Origin of the sequence: Faecalicatena contorta, assembly GCF_001404335.1 — a bacterium.
GTDB lineage: Bacteria > Bacillota > Clostridia > Lachnospirales > Lachnospiraceae > Faecalicatena > Faecalicatena contortus_B.
In genome coordinates this window covers 1-19180 of the sequence record NZ_CYZU01000063.1, presented here as the reverse complement: position 1 = coordinate 19180, position 19180 = coordinate 1, and the positions used below count along the sequence as shown (strand labels likewise).

16 protein-coding genes are annotated in these 19180 nt (G+C 47.1%); all 16 read right to left on the bottom strand.

Going from position 1 to position 19180, the window contains the following annotated elements; translation table 11 throughout:
• Position 1: 1 nt before the first annotated feature.
• Entirely contained in the window at positions 2 to 790 is a 789-nt protein-coding gene (locus ARB69_RS21930; RefSeq protein ID WP_050640909.1) for a sigma-E processing peptidase SpoIIGA, read from the bottom strand.
• A 228-nt stretch (positions 791 to 1018) separates the two neighbouring features.
• Positions 1019 to 2206, bottom strand: coding sequence for a cell division protein FtsZ (gene ftsZ / locus ARB69_RS21925; protein WP_050640910.1), 1188 nt, complete (start codon positions 2204 to 2206; stop codon positions 1019 to 1021).
• A gap of 247 nt (positions 2207 to 2453) precedes the next feature.
• Positions 2454 to 3485, bottom strand: coding sequence for a cell division protein FtsQ/DivIB (locus tag ARB69_RS21920; protein ID WP_083487175.1), 1032 nt, complete (start codon positions 3483 to 3485; stop codon positions 2454 to 2456).
• Positions 3486 to 3512: 27 nt separating this feature from the next.
• Positions 3513 to 4598, bottom strand: coding sequence for an FtsW/RodA/SpoVE family cell cycle protein (locus ARB69_RS21915; protein WP_050640911.1), 1086 nt, complete (start codon positions 4596 to 4598; stop codon positions 3513 to 3515).
• A gap of 14 nt (positions 4599 to 4612) precedes the next feature.
• Positions 4613 to 5974, bottom strand: a complete 1362-nt coding sequence (gene murD, locus ARB69_RS21910) for a UDP-N-acetylmuramoyl-L-alanine--D-glutamate ligase (RefSeq protein ID WP_055154994.1) — start codon at positions 5972 to 5974, stop codon at positions 4613 to 4615.
• Between the two features lie 3 nt (positions 5975 to 5977).
• Complete coding sequence (mraY, locus tag ARB69_RS21905; protein ID WP_050640913.1) at positions 5978 to 6934, bottom strand: phospho-N-acetylmuramoyl-pentapeptide-transferase; 957 nt, start codon at positions 6932 to 6934, stop codon at positions 5978 to 5980.
• A 169-nt stretch (positions 6935 to 7103) separates the two neighbouring features.
• Complete coding sequence (locus ARB69_RS21900; protein ID WP_050640914.1) at positions 7104 to 8885, bottom strand: peptidoglycan D,D-transpeptidase FtsI family protein; 1782 nt, start codon at positions 8883 to 8885, stop codon at positions 7104 to 7106.
• Between the two features lie 65 nt (positions 8886 to 8950).
• Entirely contained in the window at positions 8951 to 10972 is a 2022-nt protein-coding gene (locus ARB69_RS21895) for a peptidoglycan D,D-transpeptidase FtsI family protein (protein ID WP_055154993.1), read from the bottom strand.
• Positions 10973 to 10983: 11 nt separating this feature from the next.
• Positions 10984 to 11526 carry a hypothetical protein gene (locus ARB69_RS21890; RefSeq protein ID WP_050640916.1) on the bottom strand — a complete coding sequence of 181 codons (543 nt, stop codon included), beginning with the start codon at positions 11524 to 11526 and terminating at the stop codon, positions 10984 to 10986.
• Positions 11527 to 11671: 145 nt separating this feature from the next.
• Positions 11672 to 12607: a 16S rRNA (cytosine(1402)-N(4))-methyltransferase RsmH gene (gene rsmH, locus ARB69_RS21885; protein WP_050640917.1), complete on the bottom strand. Its 936-nt coding sequence runs from the start codon at positions 12605 to 12607 to the stop codon at positions 11672 to 11674.
• 36 nt (positions 12608 to 12643) lie between these two features.
• Complete coding sequence (gene mraZ / locus ARB69_RS21880) at positions 12644 to 13081, bottom strand: division/cell wall cluster transcriptional repressor MraZ (protein WP_025655684.1); 438 nt, start codon at positions 13079 to 13081, stop codon at positions 12644 to 12646.
• 1001 nt (positions 13082 to 14082) lie between these two features.
• A complete protein-coding gene (locus tag ARB69_RS26890) occupies positions 14083 to 14241 on the bottom strand; it encodes a hypothetical protein (RefSeq protein ID WP_156320701.1) in 159 nt (52 codons plus the stop codon).
• A gap of 16 nt (positions 14242 to 14257) precedes the next feature.
• On the bottom strand, positions 14258 to 14494 hold the full coding sequence (locus ARB69_RS21870; RefSeq protein ID WP_025655683.1) for a hypothetical protein: 237 nt from the start codon (positions 14492 to 14494) through the stop codon (positions 14258 to 14260).
• A 76-nt stretch (positions 14495 to 14570) separates the two neighbouring features.
• On the bottom strand, positions 14571 to 15410 hold the full coding sequence (locus ARB69_RS21865; RefSeq protein WP_055154991.1) for a DegV family protein: 840 nt from the start codon (positions 15408 to 15410) through the stop codon (positions 14571 to 14573).
• A gap of 111 nt (positions 15411 to 15521) precedes the next feature.
• Positions 15522 to 16841 carry an FtsW/RodA/SpoVE family cell cycle protein gene (locus ARB69_RS21860; protein ID WP_129879053.1) on the bottom strand — a complete coding sequence of 440 codons (1320 nt, stop codon included), beginning with the start codon at positions 16839 to 16841 and terminating at the stop codon, positions 15522 to 15524.
• A 137-nt stretch (positions 16842 to 16978) separates the two neighbouring features.
• A complete protein-coding gene (gene asnB, locus ARB69_RS21855; RefSeq protein ID WP_050640919.1) occupies positions 16979 to 18859 on the bottom strand; it encodes an asparagine synthase (glutamine-hydrolyzing) in 1881 nt (626 codons plus the stop codon).
• Positions 18860 to 19180 lie beyond the last annotated feature (321 nt).

The window sequence follows — 19180 nt, the reverse complement described above, 5'->3', positions numbered from 1 at the left end:
TTTATATGCCTCCTAATATGTCAGGATTTAAAATCATCTGATATTCCTCTTCTTCTGAAACATGCTCCTCGCAGACGCCTATAACCGGCCTCTCGATCCACCGTTCCTCCTCCAGATGAATACACATTTTCCGAATTCTGAAAACCGGCATAATACTTTCCTTTCCGACCGTTCGGTACGGTATGTAATGGAAACCGTTTTTCATGTCGTCATCTGTCAGAATGGATTTTGCCAGAGCTTTATCTACTACACTTACCGGTTCTCTCGACACACTGTCCTCCAAACCGTTTCCCGTGTCAATTAACGCTTTTACTTTCTGTTCGCCTGCACTGGTATACAGCGTAATCTCACATATCTTTGCCTGCAGAGTCCGCAGTCTGATCAGGAATTTCCAGATTCCCCGTATCAGATAATAGCTGCCCACGGCTGCCGCAAAAAACAGGCTTCCCGCGCGCGCATAGGGATGAAATGCCTGCAGAATCCCCCCGTACAGAAATGCTGCGATATACAACAAACCAAATGCTTTCCAAAATTGCTTTTTTCCTTTGATCTTTAATCCTGTTTTTATCATGAATGTATTGATAACCGCGTGGAATATGATTAATTTTATGACACCCGGCATCGGCACAACTGTCACTGCACATGTCAGTACTGATCCCAATGCTCCGCCCAGAAAGATGCGTCCACGTGTGGTAGGACATTTCAGCACCTGGTTCACTGACAAAAGCAGAAGGGAATCCATCATAAAATTTACAAGAAACAACACGTCTATGTATAATTCATAGTACATGTTCCACCCTCTTTCTCGTTGGTACCATTGGGCACTCAAGCAAGACTTATTATATATTGCATGTCACTGAAATTTTGTCAGATGTTGACGGGAAAAAAAGAAATTGTTTCGACAATCTCACAAGAATCTAATAGAAAGGCTTCCCTGAGAATTTGCTGTAGAAAGAACAGGCAGGAGCTCCGCGGGGCTCCTGCCTGTTTTTTCTTATTGTAACCAGCCTGTCCGGTCTTATTTCTTAAAGAAATCCGGAATCTTAATGGACTGCTCTTTTACTTTGCTGGACGGTGTTCTGGGCTGATCCAGGGTCGGCATTGTGCCGCCTGCCGGTCTGCCCGCCGGTCTCGGAGATGCTGTTCTGCGCTCCGGATCAATCGCACTTCTGCTTACCACATCGCCTGACGGAAGAATCGATCCCACCTTCTGCTGGCCTTCCAGTCTTGCTTTTAACTTGGAAGAACTGCCGCCTACGTTATGTAAGCCGGTTGCGATAACAGTAATTGTTGCCTCATCGGATCTGGAGTCATCATACATAGCACCGAAGATGATATTTGCATTCTCACCTGCGAGTTCCTGAACATACTCAGCAGCATCGGATGCATCCATGAGTGTAATATCTCCTGAAATATTGATAATAACGTGGGACGCTCCCTGGATGGTTGTCTCCAGAAGCGGACTGGCAACAGCCTGCTTTACAGCCTCCAGCGCCTTGTCGTCTCCGCGGCCTGCACCGATACCGATGTGCGCGATACCCTTGTCCTTCATGACGGTCTGAATATCCGCGAAGTCCAGGTTGATCAGGGACGGCACATTGATCAGGTCGGTAATACCCTGAATACCCTGCTGCAGCACTTCGTCCGCCTTCTTCAGGGCTTCCGGCATTGTAGTTCTTCTGTCCACTACTTCAAGCAGCTTGTCATTCGGAATGACAATCAGCGTATCCACGTTCTCTTTTAGCTTGTCAATCCCCGCAAGGGCGTTGGCCATACGGGTCTTCGATTCAAAACGGAAGGGCTTTGTTACGACGCCTACCGTCAGGGCGCCCTGTTCTTTTGCGATACGTGCAACGACCGGAGTTGCTCCTGTTCCTGTTCCGCCGCCCATACCACATGTTACGAATACCATGTCAGCGCCTTTCAGTGCGGCAGATATCTCTTCTGAGCTCTCCTCTGCAGCCTTCTCCCCTACTTCCGGCTGCGCACCAGCACCGAGCCCCTTTGTGAGCTTCTCGCCTATCTGCATTAAAGTTGGTGCTTTACATAACTGGAGTGCCTGTTTATCTGTATTAATCGCTATAAATTCGACACCTGCAATCTGCTCATCGATCATGCGGTTTACTGCGTTATTACCGCCGCCGCCGACTCCGATAACAATGATTCTTGCAGCTGCTTCTGATTCGTTGGTTTTAATTTCTAACAAGAGTATTTCCTCCTTTGTCGTCCTATTAATATTATTTTATACATCCCTTATGCTTGAACGATATAATTCAATAAGTATATAATATAGTCTTTTCGGTAAATAATCAATAGATATTTGTGTATTTTCTGATTTTTTTATTCAATTCACGGGCCTTTTATTTTCTTCTGCCAGGTCCCTGAAAGGCTTTTTTTATGGGGTTCTGGAAACATCTTCCATGTGGCTGGTACAGCAACTCATCTCCCTTTCCTTACTCCTGGGCCGGTTCCGTACCTAATGGTTCTTCCGGATTGTCTGTTTCCGGAACAGAATCCTGGTTCTCTGTGTCCTGTGGTTCCGTCACATTCTGTCCATTGTCCTGGCTCTCTTCCCCGCCCGTTATATCCTGCTGTCCTTCTGCTGCCTGTCCGTCGTCCTGCCCTTCGCTTTCTGCCCCTTCCTGTGCTTCTTTCGGCACAAAACGCACCGCCTTGTCTGTGGCATCATAATTCTCCAGGTGCAGGGTGCCCTGCTTGTCCGGATACTGTTCTGTCAGTTTCTGCAGAATCGGCGGTACCTGCGCGAGCCGTACTTCGTAATTCGTCTTTCCCAGCAATACCTCAACATTGCCGAAATACAGGTTTAGGTCGCTCCCTGAGCAGGTAATCCGGTCCGGCGAGAGCTCGTACTTTACCAAAAGCTGCGAGATTTCCACAATACGCTTAAATACATTCTTATCGGAAACCGGCAGAACCTTGCCCAGTTTTACCTTAGAAGCATCCACTTCCATGCCCTCTATATAAGCCGCAGAATCTATCTTCTCCACGGTGGACAGCACAGCCGTACCGTCTTTGTCAAAGTAAAGGTACTGGTTGTTATAGTCAATATAACCGCTTATCTCCTTTTCTTTCACGGTAACCCGTATGGCCCAGGGGGCCCTGAACGAGATCTTTGAGGACTCTACCACCGGCAGCTGTTTCACATCTGCCTTATTATACTTCCACCAGACGTAAACCGAATTCACGGCATACTTGTCTTCCCGGAGCCAGCCGATGACATCATTTTCCGTGCAGTACTTGTTTCCTTTGACCTCGATCTTTTGTATATGAAAAAGAAGCAGAAAGGCAAATACAATAATTACAATACCAAGAATAAATGTCAGCAGTCCAAGAAATACTCCCCGCCGTTTTTTCTTTTTACGCTCCGGCGGACGGTATCCTTCCTTATATAATACTTCGTTTATATATGCCTCATCATCGTATTCTTCATATCTTTCACGTCTGCTCTTTTTTTTACGTTTCATCTGTCGTCCTCCTTTGTATTCTCTGCCCTATTCTATCAGATTGGAAACACTCAGCACAAGCCCCATTTCCAAAAGCAGAAACATAACAGATGTGCCCCCATAGCTGATAAAGGGAAGCGTTATACCAGTATTCGGGATCGAATTCGTTACAACTGCTATATTCAGGATCACCTGAATCATCATATGCGCCATTGCGCCGGCGGCAATCAGAGCCCCCATCAGATCCTTGGCGCGGGTTGCTATGACAAAAAAACGCCAGATCAGAATCAGGAAAAGCAGAATAATCAGGCTTGCCCCCACAAGGCCCAGTTCCTCGCATATGATGGAAAATATCATGTCGTTCTGTGCTTCAGGCAGAAATCCCAGTTTCTGTACGCTTTCTCCCAGGCCCCTGCCGAACAGGCCGCCTGAACCGATGGCATACAGGCCCTGCAGGGTCTGATACCCCTTTTCATAAAGCTCCGGATTCCTCCAGATGGCCAGCCGTTCCAGACGGTAGCTTTCCAATGCCAGAAAGATACCCATAAATCCGCCGGCGGCCACGATCATCCAGACAAACTGCGCGTATTTAGGGCTTGCCACAAAGATCAGCACCGCTGCGATTCCCATAATAATAATCGCAGTACTCAGGTTGCTGGCTCCAACCAGCCCTACTATAGGAAGAACCGGGACCATTACCTTTATGAGCGTTGTAAGTTTCCCCATTTTTTTTGCATTTTTCGTAACCAGGCAGGCCAAAAACAAGATGACGGCAACCTTAGCAAACTCCGACGGCTGAAATGAAACAGGCCCTAAAGACAGCCATCTTTTGGACCCATTGTACTCGTCTCCTATAAACATAACTGCAACCGATAACAGTATCGCCGTCAGGTAGCCCAGGCCTGCCAGGGGTACCCATTTGTGATAATCAATTTTCGCCACGATCATCATGCCAACCAGTCCCAGTGCAGTTGCAAATCCCTGTTTTTTCAGGTAATAAAAAGAATCGTGGAATTTTACCCGCCCATTATAGGCACTGGTGCTGTACAGAAGAACCAGCCCTATGATCACCAGAAGTAACACAACAATCAGCAGTGTATAATCATACCGCTTCTTTTTAGCAGGATGCTCCAATATAAATTCACTCCTTATAACTGATTTACAAGTTCTTTGAATTTATCTCCACGTTCTTCATAATTCTTAAACATTCCCCAACTTGCGCAGGCAGGCGACAGAAGTACAGCGTCACCGGGCCGCGCATATTTTACGCAGGTTTCCACTGCCTCCTCAAACGTATCTGCAAGGATAATATCGCAGAAACCAAGACGTTCTGCTGTCTCTTTAATCTTTTCTCTTGTCGCTCCCAGCAGCACAAGCTTTTTTACTTTGCCGTCAAAAGCCTGAATCCATTCATCATAAGAGGATGCTTTGTCATATCCGCCCCCAATCAGCAGCGTGGGGCGCTTCATCGCCTGAATCCCTTTAATGGCAGCGTCCGGATTGGTTCCCTTGGAATCGTTATAGTATGCAACTCCGTTCTTTTCCGCAACGAACTCGATCCGGTGCTCTACCCCCGGGAATTCCTTCACGGTCTTCCGAATAATCTCCATCGGCACTCCATACGCCGCAGCCATAGCCGCCGCAGCCATTACGTTTTCATGATTATGTGTGCCCAGAAGCTTCAATTCATCTATATGGCAGACCGCCTCCGGTGTCCCATCTATACTGCAGACAATGCTTCCGCCTTCCAGATATATTCCCTTCTCTAGTTTACGCTGGCTGCTGAAATATAGAACCTTTGCGTTCACTTTTTCCGCAAAACCTCTTGTCACCTCGTCCTCATAGTTCAGAACACATGTATCTTCCCCGGTCTGGTTTCTCGCTACATTCAGTTTTGCTGCAATATAGGCCTCCATCGTGTGGTGCCGGTTTAGATGATCCGGCGTAATATTGAGAACAGCGCTTACTTTCGGACGGAAGGTATGTATGCTCTCCAGCTGAAAACTGCTCATCTCTGCCACAATCACCGAATCTGCCCTGGTGTCCAGCGCAATATCTGTATAAGGGTTTCCTATATTCCCCACCACAAAAGTACTGTCCCTGTAATTTTTCATGATCTCCCCGAGAAGCGCTGTGGTGGTCGTCTTTCCATTGGTACCGGTTATGGCAAGCACATCCCCCTTCCCTGAAACAAAGGCCAGCTCAATCTCGCCCCATACAGGAATATTCTTTTCTCTCATCCGGCCTACGACAGGAAGATCCGTTGGCACGCCCGGGCTCATAACGGTGAGATCCAGTGTCTCCAGAACCGCTTCCGGAAGCTCCCCAAATATCATCTTAACGCTGCCATTTTTACCATCCAGAATTTCTTCCCTTATCTGCTTCTCGTCCAGAGACGCGTTGCCGTCATAAAGGATCACGTTGGCGCCCTTTTTTACAAGCAGACGGCTTGCCGCCACGCCGCTGATCCCTGAGCCGAACACCAGTACATTTTTTTCTTTTAAGTCCATGATTTATACCCCCATCAGCCCGATCAGACACAGGATCGCCGTCACAATGGAGAATACGGCAACAACCCTCGTCTCAGACCATCCGCACAATTCAAAGTGATGATGGATCGGCGCCATTTTAAAGAATCTTTTTCCGCCCGTCTTTTTAAAATAGGTGACCTGGATCATGACCGAAGCCACTTCTACAAGGTAAATCAGGCCTACAATGATAACAAACAGCGGCATCTGCATCATATATGCCGTTCCAATGACAAAACCTCCCAGTGCCAGAGAACCTGTATCTCCCATGAACACGCTGGCAGGATATACATTAAATAGAAGGAATCCAAGCAGCGCCCCCACTACCGCACAGGTAATCGGCTCCACCCCGCTCTTCGTTCCGATTGCCACAACGGTAAAAAATGTCGCTACCAGCACGGTTACACTGGAAGCCAGGCCGTCCAGGCCGTCCGTAAAATTTGTGCCGTTTACGGTTCCAATCACCGCAATAAACATAAGCGGGATCGCGACCCATCCGATATCCCAGTACCTGCCGCCCGAAAACGGAAGCAGCAGCGTAAGCGGAATCTTTGCGACCTTAATAATATAGTAGGCAAAGATTGCGGTCACCACAATCTGAAGCGCCATCTTTTGTTTCGGATACAGCCCGTCGGACCGTTTCATTACCACTTTTAAATAGTCATCCAAAAATCCGATCAGTCCAAAGCCTATGGTTAAAAACAAAATCGGAATAATATTGGGATAATCCTTCACATAAAACAGGGAGGTAATGATCACGCTGCCAAGGATAATGACACCGCCCATCGTCGGGGTACCTGCTTTTTTCAAATGAGACTGTACGCCGTCCGTTCTCTCGGTCTGCCCCATCTTCAGTTTTCTAAGAAACGGTATTACCACTGGTCCCATGAGTAAACTCAATACAAATGAAATCAATACCGGAATCGCTAAATGATAACTCATACACACACCTCTTCATCTCTTTTGTTAACGGAAATTCGCTCCATACTCTAACTACTTTCGTGTCCTCCCGGCCCGCAGCAGAACACCTCATTCAGTATACCTCATTGGCTGCTGTTTTTCAACCAAAACTCTCTCTCGTTCCCTGACAGAACTCTTTCATTTTTTCTGCTTAATCCGCTATATTTTCTTCCCCTGTACCGTTCTCTTCTGCCTCATCCTGTGCGATTTCCTTTTTTTCTATCCCCAGATACGGCAGGACATTATCGTATATGCTGCGTACCACCGGTGCGGCGATTGTTCCTCCATAATACACGCCCTGCGGGTTATTGATCAGTACCATGCAGAGCACTTGCGGATTTTCTGCAGGCGCGAATCCTAAAAAAGATGAAATATACTTATTAGCGCTTCTGGGCAGTGTCTGAGATGTCGCAGTCTTGCCGCCGATGGTATAACCTTCGATATAGGCATTCTTTCCTGATCCTTCTGAAACAACGCTTTCCAGAAGCATCCTCATAGTTGCGGAAGTCTCCTCAGACACAATTCCCTTCTTCTCTTTATACTTTAATTTTTCGATCTCATTCCCCTCTTTATCCAGTACTGCCATCCCTAAGTGCGGTGTTACTCTCCTGCCCCCGTTTACAAGAGAACTGACTGTTGTCGCCAGCTGAATCGGCGTAACCTGAAATGACTGCCCGAAGGAGATTGTGGCCAGTTCCACCGTACCGATATCTTCCTTCTTATGCATAATGGTTCCAGCCTCTCCCGGCAGGTCAACATTTGTCAGGCTGAGGAGGCCGAACTGTTTAAAATAATCATAAAATTTATCGGAACCGAGCCTGAGCCCGATATCGATAAATACAGGGTTGCAGGAGTTCTGTATCCCCTGTACAAAGGTCTCGGCGCCATGGCCGCCCACCTTATGACAGCGTATTTTTCGGTCCTCCACGACTCTGTAGCCGGGGCATGAGAAGTTATCACTGAGGCTGACAACGCCTTCCTCGAGACATGCAGAAGCCGTAATGATCTTAAATACAGAACCCGGTTCATATGTGTCGTTGATGCATCCATTTCTCCACATACGGTTCAGCTCTTCCTGTTTCTGTTCGTCCGTCAACGTGTCCATATCTGTCCCTGTATTTAGTATATACGGCTCGTTCAGATTAAATTCCGGAACATTGACCATTGCCAGTATTTCACCGTTCTGTGGATTCATCATCAGAACGGAAACGCTGTCCGCCTGTTTTTCTTCTTTTACTTTCAGGGCCGCCTGCTCACAGAACGACTGTATATTGTAATCCAGGCTTATCTGCAGTGTATTTCCCGCCACAGGTTCAATTCGGTCCTCCGCAATTCCCTCCAGTTCAATTCCCCTCGCATCCGTCACAGTCAGGATCGTCCCATTTATTCCTTTGAGGTACTCTTCATACTTCACTTCCAGGCCGATGATCCCCTGGTTATCACCGCCTGTAAATCCCAGTACCTTTGAGCCAATCTCATCGTAGGGGTAATAACGCTTAAAATCTTCGTCTACTTTCACGCCGGCCAGATTATAATTGCGGATTCTGTCTCCCACTTCTTTGGCCACATTTGTTTTTACTTTTTCCATCGAAGAGACTTTTTCGACCCTCTTGCGCACAGTCTCCTCATCCAGCTCCAGCTCCTTCATCAGCGTCTGGATTACCAGTTCCGGATCTTCTATCTGATTGTGTATTACGGAAATCGTACAGACCGTCTTATTTGTGGCAAGCACTGTCCCATTTCTGTCCACGATTTCTCCTCTGGCCGCTTTGATCTCCCGCTCTCTCTCGTGAAGTGATTCCGCTTTTTTCTGGTAGTATTCTGCATCGAATACCATGAGATATACAAGGCGGCCGATCAGTGCCAGCAAAATGACAGATGCACAGCAGAATACGACAAGTATCTTCCTTTTATTATATGTTTTGTTCTTCATAAATAAATAACCTTACAAAAGACATTTTTATAACATATTACATCTTTTGTAAGGTTATGCGTATTCTATTCCGTTGGCTGACCGGCCGCCCAGTCATCCAGGTCCGGATTGTAGTTTTCATCTATATAGGAGCCGTCTGCATTATCATAAGTATCCTCATAGGCAGAATCAAAATTCTCGTACTCTGTCTGCTGGGGCTGTGTGCCCTCCTGTACGGTTCCTACCGTAGCTGCAGTATATCCCTCCATTGTTGTGATGCCAAGATAAGGAAATGCCTGCGCCATGATTTTATTTGACAACTCCAGAACATAGCTGCTTGTGGACTGATCCGGCACGTTTGGCTCGTCTATGACCACATATACAACGACCTCCGGATTCTCCTGGGGAGCGTACCCTATAAAGGATAGCAGATACTTTCCCTGATCACGCGGCAGTTTTTCGGCAGTACCGGTTTTTCCTCCGATATCATAGCCCTCCACTGCGGCGCCCTGTCCTGTTCCGGTAGTCATAACCGCCTTCATATACTGTTTGACCGTGGTCGATGTTTCAGAAGAAATTGTCTTTCTGAGGAGTACCGGATCCTTGGTCTCAATGACCTTTCCGCTTTCATCCTGGATCTGTTTTACTACATGGGGTTCGTAGTAATACCCTCCGTTGACCAGAGAGGAAAATGCCGCCGCCATCTGCGTCATAGTCACATTAAATCCCTGCCCAAAGGAATTGGTTGCCAGGTCTGTAATTCCCATTGTCTCTTCCGTATAGACAAGAGGTGACGTTGAGGCTTCTCCCGGCAGGTCTATCCCCGTATATTCACCGAATCCGAAAATGTGCTGATACCTGGTGAAATCCTTGATTCCAATGGACTCAGCCATCTGCATCAGTGCCACATTGCAGGAGTTTGCCACTGCCTGTTCCACTGTTTCCGGGCCATGCCCTGTCCGGAGATGGCAATGGATATCATAATCTCCGACATGCAGATAGCCGCCGCAGACATAGTTCTCATCCCCCTTTAATGCCCCCGTTTCCAGTCCTGCCGCTACCGTAAAAGGCTTTGCTGTAGAACCGGGCTCAAACGCATCGCTGACACAGAAATTCCTCCACAGCGCATTCATTGCTTCAAGCTGTTCATCATCCGACATTTCTTTCAGCTGTTCTTCCGAATATAAGCCAGTCAGGTCTCTGGGATTATTCAGGTCAAAATTCGGATAAGATGCCTCGGCCAGAATCTCCCCTGTATTGGGGTTCATGATTATGACTGCTGTATTCTTACTTCCGGGTTCCCCTTCCCGCTCCTGTCCGGTATGCGCCTCGTTGAATTCTCTAATGCACTGCTCTACAATACTCTGTAGCGTCATATCTATCGTGGATACGACCGTACTGCCATTCTTTGCCGGCTTCACCGTGCGCTCTACCGTAGACTTGCTGTCAAAGTAACCATATTCACGGCCATCGGTCCCGTTCAGAATCGCATTGTATGCGCTCTCAATTCCGACCGCGCCCTGATTGCCGGATACGGTAAATCCTACCACATCGCTGGCCAGGGAGTTGTATGGATATGACCGGTTATAATCGTCTTCCAGCCAGATTCCCTTGACATTCGGATTCTTTTTCTTATCTTCCTCTATCGCCTCAAATTCCTTTGCCTTCTCGTAGGATACGCCCTTTGCCAGTATTTCATACCTGCTTTCCGGCTTTTCCTTTATAAGGGTCCGGATCTTTAATTCCTTGATTCCAAAGCAGTCTTCCAGCACTTTAATCGTGGGCTCTATATACTCATCGTCCGATACCATCACATTAACATCCAGGATGACATTGTACACTCTCTCGCTGGTGGCGATCTTGGTGCCGTTACGGTCCACAATATCTCCCCGTTTATAAGGGATTACTCTGCTGTCATACTCCTGCTGGTCAAGCACAATCTTGGTATATTTATTCCCCTTAGAGGCATTAATATAAGTAATTCTCCCTACAAGAACAATAAAAGCCAGTATGATTGCCATGAACAGCATTACCAGCTTTTTTTGCATCCTCTTCGGAAATTTTTTAGTTAAAAATTGAAATCTATTTTTTCTTTTACGTTTTGCCATAGTTGTTATCCTTAATCTGATACGTCTCTGGATTTCGCCAGAACACCGTCAGATGGTATGTCATTGTACTGCTTTACATAGTCGCTTGTAGGGCTCTCATACTCCACTACATTGCCCTGCGCCGCATATACCATTCCCATCTCATTCATGGCTTTGCTGCGTATCTCCTCCAGATTTACGGAGTCCGCCGCTGCGTTATACGCCGTATCATTCTCGTCTGTCAGGTCTGCAAGCTTCTCCTGCAGCACTGAAATGTTCTCTGACCTGTTTACAATGTCTGACTGCAGTTTCAGATATGCAACACATATAAAAACTGCACAGACTGCTGCTGCTACCAGAAATACCGCGTAAGCGGGGCTCATATTCATAGCTCTTTTCCGGTTTTTTCGCACCTGGCGGCTTGTCCTTTCCGGACGCTGCGGCCGCTCCTCTGGCATTCTCTTTGGCAGGACTTCCGGCTGGCGTACTGTATTACCATAAACATATGCCTGTCTATGGCTGCTATTCATGCTGTCTGATCTTCTGTATGCGGTAACTTGTCTTCTTGCAGCCATGATCGTCTGCCCCTTTCCTTGATGCTGTTCCGCCAGGCTCTCCCCTTCCTGACGGAGCTCTATTTGCTATACTCCTTATAAATGCAGCTTCCCCACAATCGGAAGCTTAACCCTCATCAGGCTCCCTACTTCCTGATGGGATGTACTAGCTCCGTTCAAATATCCGCAGTTTTGCGCTCTTGGAACGGCTGTTTTCTTCCAGTTCTTCCTCACTGGGCAGAATTGGTTTTCTTGTAATTACTTTTCCTTTTGATACATTTCCACAGACACATACCGGGAAATGGCTCGGACAGGTACACGGATTCTCATTCTTCCGAAACGCACTCTTGACAATCCGGTCCTCCAGTGAATGGAAGGTTATGATACAAATCCTTCCGCCCGGATTCAACAGTTCAATCATGTCGTCCAGCGTGTCCCGAAGTACTTCAAGCTCACGGTTAAGTTCGATCCTGATGGCCTGATATGTCCTCTTGGAGGGATGTCCCGAAGTCTTTTGGATCTTCATCGGGATGGCCTGTCTGATAATCTCATTCAACTGTCCTGTAGTTTCGATCGGGCCCTTCCCGCGTGCGATTACAATATGCTTTGCAATATTCTTTGCAAACCTGTCTTCCCCGTAATCCCGTATCACGCGGTAAAGGTCCGATTCGCTGTAGCCATTGACAATATCCTTTGCCGTCATCTTCTGCCTCTGATCCATCCTCATGTCCAAAGGTGCATCTGTCCGATAGGAAAATCCCCGTTCTGCCGTATCCAGTTGGTAAGATGATACGCCCAGATCCAGAACAATTCCATCGACTTTGTCAATGCCTATCTCATGGAGCCTCGGCTTCATATCACAATAATTGCTCCTGATTATTGTAACTCTCTCCCCGAAGTCGAGTAATCGGGCGCCGGCCGCTTCAATCGCCGCCGCGTCCTGGTCTATTCCTATAAAACTCCCCTTGCTGCTTAATTTGCTGCACACTTCAAAGGCATGTCCGCCCCCGCCGAGTGTAGCGTCAACGTAAATCCCGTCCGGCTTTACCGCCAGACCGTCTACAGTTTCTTCAAGTAAAACTGATGTGTGCCTGAATGCCATAAATTCCTCCATTTGTCATCAGAGCAGCCATCACTTTTAGATTCTGATCCCAATTGCTTCCATTCTTTCTGCAATGGCATCCAGATCCTCTTCGCTGACCATGCTCCGCTCTTCCCAAAGTGCCTTATCCCAGATTTCAACGCGGTCCTGAACTCCCACGAGGACAACATCTTTTTCCAGTCCGGCTGCTTTCCTGAGCGTGGGAGGTACAAGTACCCTTCCCTGCTTATCAAAACTGCCTTCTGATGCACTTCCGAAGAAATAACGCTTGAATACTCTGGCATCTTTACTCATGCGTGGTAAGGTTTCCAGTTCGGCAACGAATTTGTTCCATTCGTCCATGGAGTAGACAAAAAGGCAGCCCTCCAAGCCATTACAAATTACGAAGCTATCTCCCAAATCGTCTCGTAACTTGGCTGGGATGATTAGTCGGCCTTTTTCATCAATTGTATGATTAAACTCTCCTAATAACATCCGGAACCCCTTCTGCTAAGTGGGCCTCCACATTCCTCCCCACTTTGTGCCACTCACTACCACTTCCTACCACTTGTCACCATTGTAAACCACTCTTCCTCCATTTTCAAGTCCTTTTTTCAAAAAAATTCTTGGGAGGGGGTGGGGCGTTTGGGTACGTCCGCCGGGAAAAGCGGGAATATGGGGGCCTGGGGCGGTATGCGGGGGTAAGCCAGACTAAAAGAAAAAAGACGGAAAACCAGGACAACCTTGACACTGAGCCCAAAATCTGATCATTTTGATCTCAGGGTCGAGGAAAAACTGTGATTTGTGATCACAGTTTTTGTCCTGGTTTTCCGCCTTTTTTCTTTAAGTCCGGCTAACTCCCGCAAAGACGCCCCTGGCCCCCATATTCCCGCTTTTCCCGGCTGTGTTCATCCGGAAACTGACAACTGCCGCTTCCCCTTTGGGGAATTGGCGGGAATGGCTGGGGCGCGGGGCGGAGCGGAGATTTACACTTGCGCTTTGGGGAGGGGATTTTGTGCGATGGAGAGAAGTGGGGGGAAATATGTTTAGGTGGTGGCCGGTGGGGGAATTAATCTGAGTGGAGACAGGTGGAGATGTTCTTCAATTCGTGGTGGCTGGTGGGGAATTAATTTGAGTGGAGACAGGTGGAGATGTTCTTCAATTTGTGGTGGCTGGTGGGGAATTAATTTGAGTGGGGACAGGTGGAGATGTTCTTCAATATGTGGTAGCTGGTGGGGAATTAATTTGAGTGGGGACAGGTGGAGATGTTCTTCAATATGTGGTAGCTGGTGGGAGAGTTAAACGTATCCCATCCCCGTCCCCCTTTCGTCACCGTCCACGAGGCCCGGTTAAGTAATCCCCAGCGGGGCATATCCGCCATGATGCATCCAGCCTGAGCGGCAAGGTGTGTATGCCTTTTGCAGGGGCTGTATATGCATCTTAGATTTGCTAAAATGAAAAAGACGAAAAAGCAGGGTCAAAACCGTGATTCCGGATCACGGTTTTGCCTCGGCCGGACGTGCGAAATTCATCAGAATTTCGGACGGCCTGCCGGGGTTGCCCTGCTTTTTCGTCTTTTTCATTTTAGCAAATCTTGATACATATACCGCCCCTGCAAAAGGCATACACACCTTGCCGTTCAGGCGGCCCCACATCTCGCGCATCTCCCCGCTATTGACTCAACTGACTCATATAATTATTGATGGAGTCATAGTTTACCTGGGCTACAGGTCTTTCTTTCCCCGCTTCATGTGTCTGGTATGCCGAGTATCCCAGCCATCCGACTAAAGCTATTACTGCTAAGCTGAGCACTGTTTTGCGCACAACATTCATAATTCTCTGCTTTTTAACTATTTTCTTCCTGTTGGCCTTTTCTTGTTTGTATCTATCTACTTTTTCCTGGCTCATCTTTAAACTCCTTCGTGTTTCTTTTTGAGATCATTATCCGGTCTCACTGCCTAAAAGCATTTTATCACAAACTTTTCTATATCACAACTATAATTCCACCGTCGCTTGCATACATTGTGCTGATCCCGGCTGTATCTATAATGAAGCTGGTCTTTACGTGAATCTTTTCTAAAAGCATCCGCTGTACTTCCAGCGCCCTCTCTTCACAGTTACAGTGGGAAATCGCCAGTATCTTTTCCTCCGGCATCTCCAGATCTTCGATTATGTGATCCGCCATTTTTGCCAGCGCCCTTTTCATGCCTCTTGCCTGTCCCAGCTGACAGATGACGCCCTCGGGTTTTGCACCCATGACCGGCTTGATGTTCAAGGCGCTTGCCACGATTGCCTTAATACCCGACAGCCTGCCGTTTTTTCTCAGGGTATCCAGGGTCTCAAGTACAAAATAAGTATTCTGCCCGGCGATATATCTTTCAACGGTGTCAATCACCTCTTTGAATGTCATTCCCCGGTCTTCGCATTCCTGTATCTTCATCGCAATCAGGGTCTCCCCCACGGATGCGGAACGAGAATTGAAAATATAGATGTCCTTTTCTCCATATTCTTCTTTGTAAAGCTTTCTGCCCAGCTCCGCGCTGTTATAGGATCCGCTCAGTTCCGCAGACAGAGTAACCGCGTAAACCCTGTCCGCCTCACAGTGATATCTCTCCATGTATTCTTCCGGCGACGGGCAGGATGACTTGGGACATTCCGGGCTTGCCGCCACGCGTCTCAAAAAATCTGCCTGGTCAAATGTCTCATCGTCTATGATCCGGACTCCGCCCACTTCCATACTCAGGGAAGCTGTCTCAAAAAGTCCGCTTTTTTTCATATCTTCTGTTAATTCACCACAGCTGTCTACAATTACTTTATAGCTCATATTATATCCTCCCACACTACAAATAGTGCATTTCGCATCTATTATATGTAGTTTTAAATACTACATACTAATATAGCACACTTTATATCGTATGAAAAGATATTTTTTTAATTACCCGTCACTCAATTTGATTTTTCTGGATATTCCCAGTGCAATCCCCATCTCCGTCATCAAAAACAAGATGGATGTCCCCCCATAACTAATGAAGGGAAGCGTAATTCCTGTTGTAGGAATCAAGTTGGTAACAACCGCAATATTCAGAATTACCTGAAGTGCAATGTGGGCAAAAATCCCGGTGGCAATCAGGGAACCGTACAGATCGGGCGCATTTCTGGCTATAAACATCAGCCTGTACAATAAAAGGCCAAACAAGACCAGAATCACAATTGCACCGAAAACCCCCAGCTCCTCGCAGACAATAGACAGAATCATGTCATTCTGCACTTCCGGAATTACCCCGAGTTTCTGTGTACTGTTTCCAAGACCTTTTCCAAAAAATCCGCCGGAACCGATTGCATACAGCCCCTGCATTACCTGGAAGCCGCCTTTGTCCGCGTGGTTTTCCGGATCCAGCCATGTAATGATCCGGCGCAGACGAAAGTTTTCACTTGTGGTAATGGTCGCCGCCATCACGGAAATCCCCACGACCGCCACTGCGGTAAATGCTCCCGCCACCGCGATAAAAGGCTTTGTCTTAGGGTGAACTACAAAAATCAGTATGCAGGTGATCGCCATCACAATAATCGCCGTACTCAGATTGTCTGTCAGAAACATGACTCCCCCGGCCGCAATTACGCCGAATGCCATAATCCTCACAATCCCTTCCCTCGTATTGATTTTCTTTCCCAGCCTGCACAATTCATAGGATATAAACAATATCACCGCTATCTTGGTTATCTCGGATGGCTGCAGTGTCAAATTTCCAGGCAGCTGGATCCATCTTCTGGCTCCATATATTTCAATTCCCAGCGGTGTCTGTACCAGAGCCATCATAATCATCGCGAATATGTAAAGTTCAAACGCAAACGCACCATATATATGATAGTCAATCTTGGATACTATAAACATAGCGGCAAAACTTAAAACACTGATGACCGCCTGTTTAGAAAAATAATACATATCGTTCTCAAAGTCTGACTGTGCGCTGTAGGCGCTGGTACTGTAGAGCATCACCAAACCAAAGCACATCAGAAAAATGATCACCAGCAGCAGATCGTAATCAAAATACCGGATGCCCTTTTTCACCCGCTGCTTCCTTCCGGCCTTTTTCTCCGCAGGCGGCGGAGAATGCGGAACGCTCTGCATGGGCCGTGTTGCGTCCGGCCTCTTTCTCCTGGCTTCTATACTGCCGCCATCACTGCTGCCTCTGCCCGGCGGCGTTGCACGCTTCCTCCCGTTATTTCGAATCGGCTGCACTGTCCTGCTTCTCATGATATCTCCCCTGTTCCTGAATTTTTACAAAAGATCTCGTCTGTTTACTCCTGCCAGGTATTATTGTGGCATTTTACGAAAACAGACGCGCTAAAACAGCCGGCCGCCATCGACTCCGGCCGGCTGTCCTTCTTTTCCTATCTGCTGCTCATAGCCGGATGCACCGGTTTGCCATGCTCAAAAAATCTGTCATACCACACAAGGAAAATATAGACCGTCCAGATCTTACGGCTGTTGTCTGTTTTCTCATTTGTATTCTTACCATCCTTATGCTCATCCAGCATTTTCACCAGCATGTCTGTATTGAAAAACTTCTCCGCCGCTTCGGATGTAAACATCTTTTTTACTATATTATAATACTTCTCTTCCCTCAGCCAAACTCTGATCGGAATCGGAAAGCCCAGCTTTTTCTTTTCTGCTGTCTTACTCCGTATTACTTTATCTGCTGCCGCCCTCAGGGCCACCTTAGTCCTCGGTGCGCGCACTTTATAATCCAGCGGCAGGGTCTCGGCCAGTTCCAGCACCTCCCTGTCCAGAAACGGCACTCTGACTTCCAGCGAATTAGCCATTCCCATCTTATCGCCCTTCATCAGGATATCGTGCACAAGCCACAGATGCAGATCCACATACTGCATCTTCGTTACCGGGTCTTTTCCCTTTACCCGTTCGTAAAGCGGGCGTGTTACCTTCTGAATCCCCGGCTCACATCCTTTCTTGAGCAAGCGGCTGGCTTCTCTCTCCGTAAAAATATTCGTAGCATTTGCAAAATAACGCTCCTCCAGTGTCTTGCCGTGCCTCATCAGGAATCCTCTCCCCTTCACTCCTCTTGGCAGACAGCGCTCCGCAAACTTACCAAGCACTCTTCTGATGCACATGGGAATCTTATTAAATGCGGTATGCTCCAACGGTTCACAATATATGTTATAGCCTCCGAAAAGCTCGTCAGAGCCTTCTCCCGAAAGTACTACTTTTACCTTCTTGGCAGCCTCTTCACTCAAAAAATACAGGGCGATAGCAGCCGGATCAGCCACCGGTTCATCCATATAATACTGGATATCCGATAATTTGTCCCAATATTCCTCCGGCGTAATTACCTTTGCATCGTTCTGCATATTGATGCTTGCCGCAAATTCCTTTGCATCCTGAATCTCACTGTATTTCCCCTCGTCAAACCCTACGGTAAAGGTACGGTCCACCTGCCCCAGATACGTCAGATAACTGGAATCCACGCCACTTGAAAGGTAGGACGCAACCTCAACATCACTGATCTTGTGTTTTTCCACCGACTCTTTCATAACGTGTTCGATATCTTCCACAATCTCCTCAAAGGACTTCCTGCTGTTCCCCGTAAAATGCGGTTCAAAGTACCTGGTTATCTCCATCTTTCCGTTTTCATATGTGAAATAATGGCCCGGCTGAAGACAGAATACCCCCTTGAAGAAAGTCTCATTTGTGGGTACAAACTGAAAAGAGAGGTAATTTCCAAGGGCCGCCTCATGAAAGACTTTATCAAACTTTGGATGCTCCATAAATGACTTGATTTCTGAGCCGAACATCAGTGTACCATTCATCTGTGCATAATATAGCGGCTTAATGCCAAAAATATCCCTTGCCGCAAAAAGTTTTTTCTTCTTGATGTCCCAGATTGCAAATGCGTACATCCCGCGCAGCCTGTCCACAAGGTTCTCGCCCCACTCCTCATAACCGTGCAGAAGCGTCTCAGAATCCGTATTTGATACAAATATATGCCCGGCCTCCACCAGGTCACTCCGCAGGTCCTGGTAATTATATATCTCTCCGTTAAACACCAGCACCATGCTGCGATCCTCATTGTAAAGCGGCTGGTCTCCCACCGATGAGAGGTCAATGATGCTCAGCCGTCTAAAACCCAGCGCCGCATCCTCATCCACATACCTGCCCTCACTGTCCGGTCCTCTGTGTACGATCGTGTTCATCATATTGACCAGTACCTGTTCTCTATCTTCAACTTCTCCTACAAATCCTGCAAATCCACACATAAAAATTTATCTCCTTTTATTATGCCATCCTGTTCTACCGCGTATCAAAGGATACTCTACTATATAACTTGTCCTATATTATAGCTTTTTTTACATATAAAAACAACTTTTTTTAAAAGAAGGGAAATTGGCATGATTTTTGGCCAAAAATGATCAATTCCAAATAACATGTTTAACATAAATAAGTGTCTTCGACACTTCAGCTCCCCTGCCCCTCAATCTTGAGGGGTGGGCTTGCTTTTTTCTACTATCTGATTCATAATTATCTCATGAACATCTTACAAGAGATTTTTAAAGACAATTACGAAATCATTCAATATA

What these genes read in the sequence shown, in the direction of transcription:
- ARB69_RS21920 (WP_083487175.1), bottom strand. Translation starts at nt 3,485, where the DNA reads ATGAAACGTAAAAAAAAGAGCAGACGTGAAAGATATGAAGAATACGAT.
- murD (WP_055154994.1), bottom strand. Translation starts at nt 5,974, where the DNA reads ATGGACTTAAAAGAAAAAAATGTACTGGTGTTCGGCTCAGGGATCAGC.
- ARB69_RS21930 (WP_050640909.1), bottom strand. Translation starts at nt 790, where the DNA reads ATGTACTATGAATTATACATAGACGTGTTGTTTCTTGTAAATTTTATG.
- ARB69_RS21890 (WP_050640916.1), bottom strand. Translation starts at nt 11,526, where the DNA reads ATGGCTGCAAGAAGACAAGTTACCGCATACAGAAGATCAGACAGCATG.
- ARB69_RS21860 (WP_129879053.1), bottom strand. Translation starts at nt 16,841, where the DNA reads ATGAGAAGCAGGACAGTGCAGCCGATTCGAAATAACGGGAGGAAGCGT.
- ARB69_RS21895 (WP_055154993.1), bottom strand. Translation starts at nt 10,972, where the DNA reads ATGGCAAAACGTAAAAGAAAAAATAGATTTCAATTTTTAACTAAAAAA.
- ARB69_RS26890 (WP_156320701.1), bottom strand. Translation starts at nt 14,241, where the DNA reads ATGTGGGGCCGCCTGAACGGCAAGGTGTGTATGCCTTTTGCAGGGGCG.
- rsmH (WP_050640917.1), bottom strand. Translation starts at nt 12,607, where the DNA reads ATGGCATTCAGGCACACATCAGTTTTACTTGAAGAAACTGTAGACGGT.
- asnB (WP_050640919.1), bottom strand. Translation starts at nt 18,859, where the DNA reads ATGTGTGGATTTGCAGGATTTGTAGGAGAAGTTGAAGATAGAGAACAG.
- ARB69_RS21865 (WP_055154991.1), bottom strand. Translation starts at nt 15,410, where the DNA reads ATGAGCTATAAAGTAATTGTAGACAGCTGTGGTGAATTAACAGAAGAT.
- mraY (WP_050640913.1), bottom strand. Translation starts at nt 6,934, where the DNA reads ATGAGTTATCATTTAGCGATTCCGGTATTGATTTCATTTGTATTGAGT.
- ARB69_RS21900 (WP_050640914.1), bottom strand. Translation starts at nt 8,885, where the DNA reads ATGAAGAACAAAACATATAATAAAAGGAAGATACTTGTCGTATTCTGC.
- ARB69_RS21870 (WP_025655683.1), bottom strand. Translation starts at nt 14,494, where the DNA reads ATGAGCCAGGAAAAAGTAGATAGATACAAACAAGAAAAGGCCAACAGG.
- mraZ (WP_025655684.1), bottom strand. Translation starts at nt 13,081, where the DNA reads ATGTTATTAGGAGAGTTTAATCATACAATTGATGAAAAAGGCCGACTA.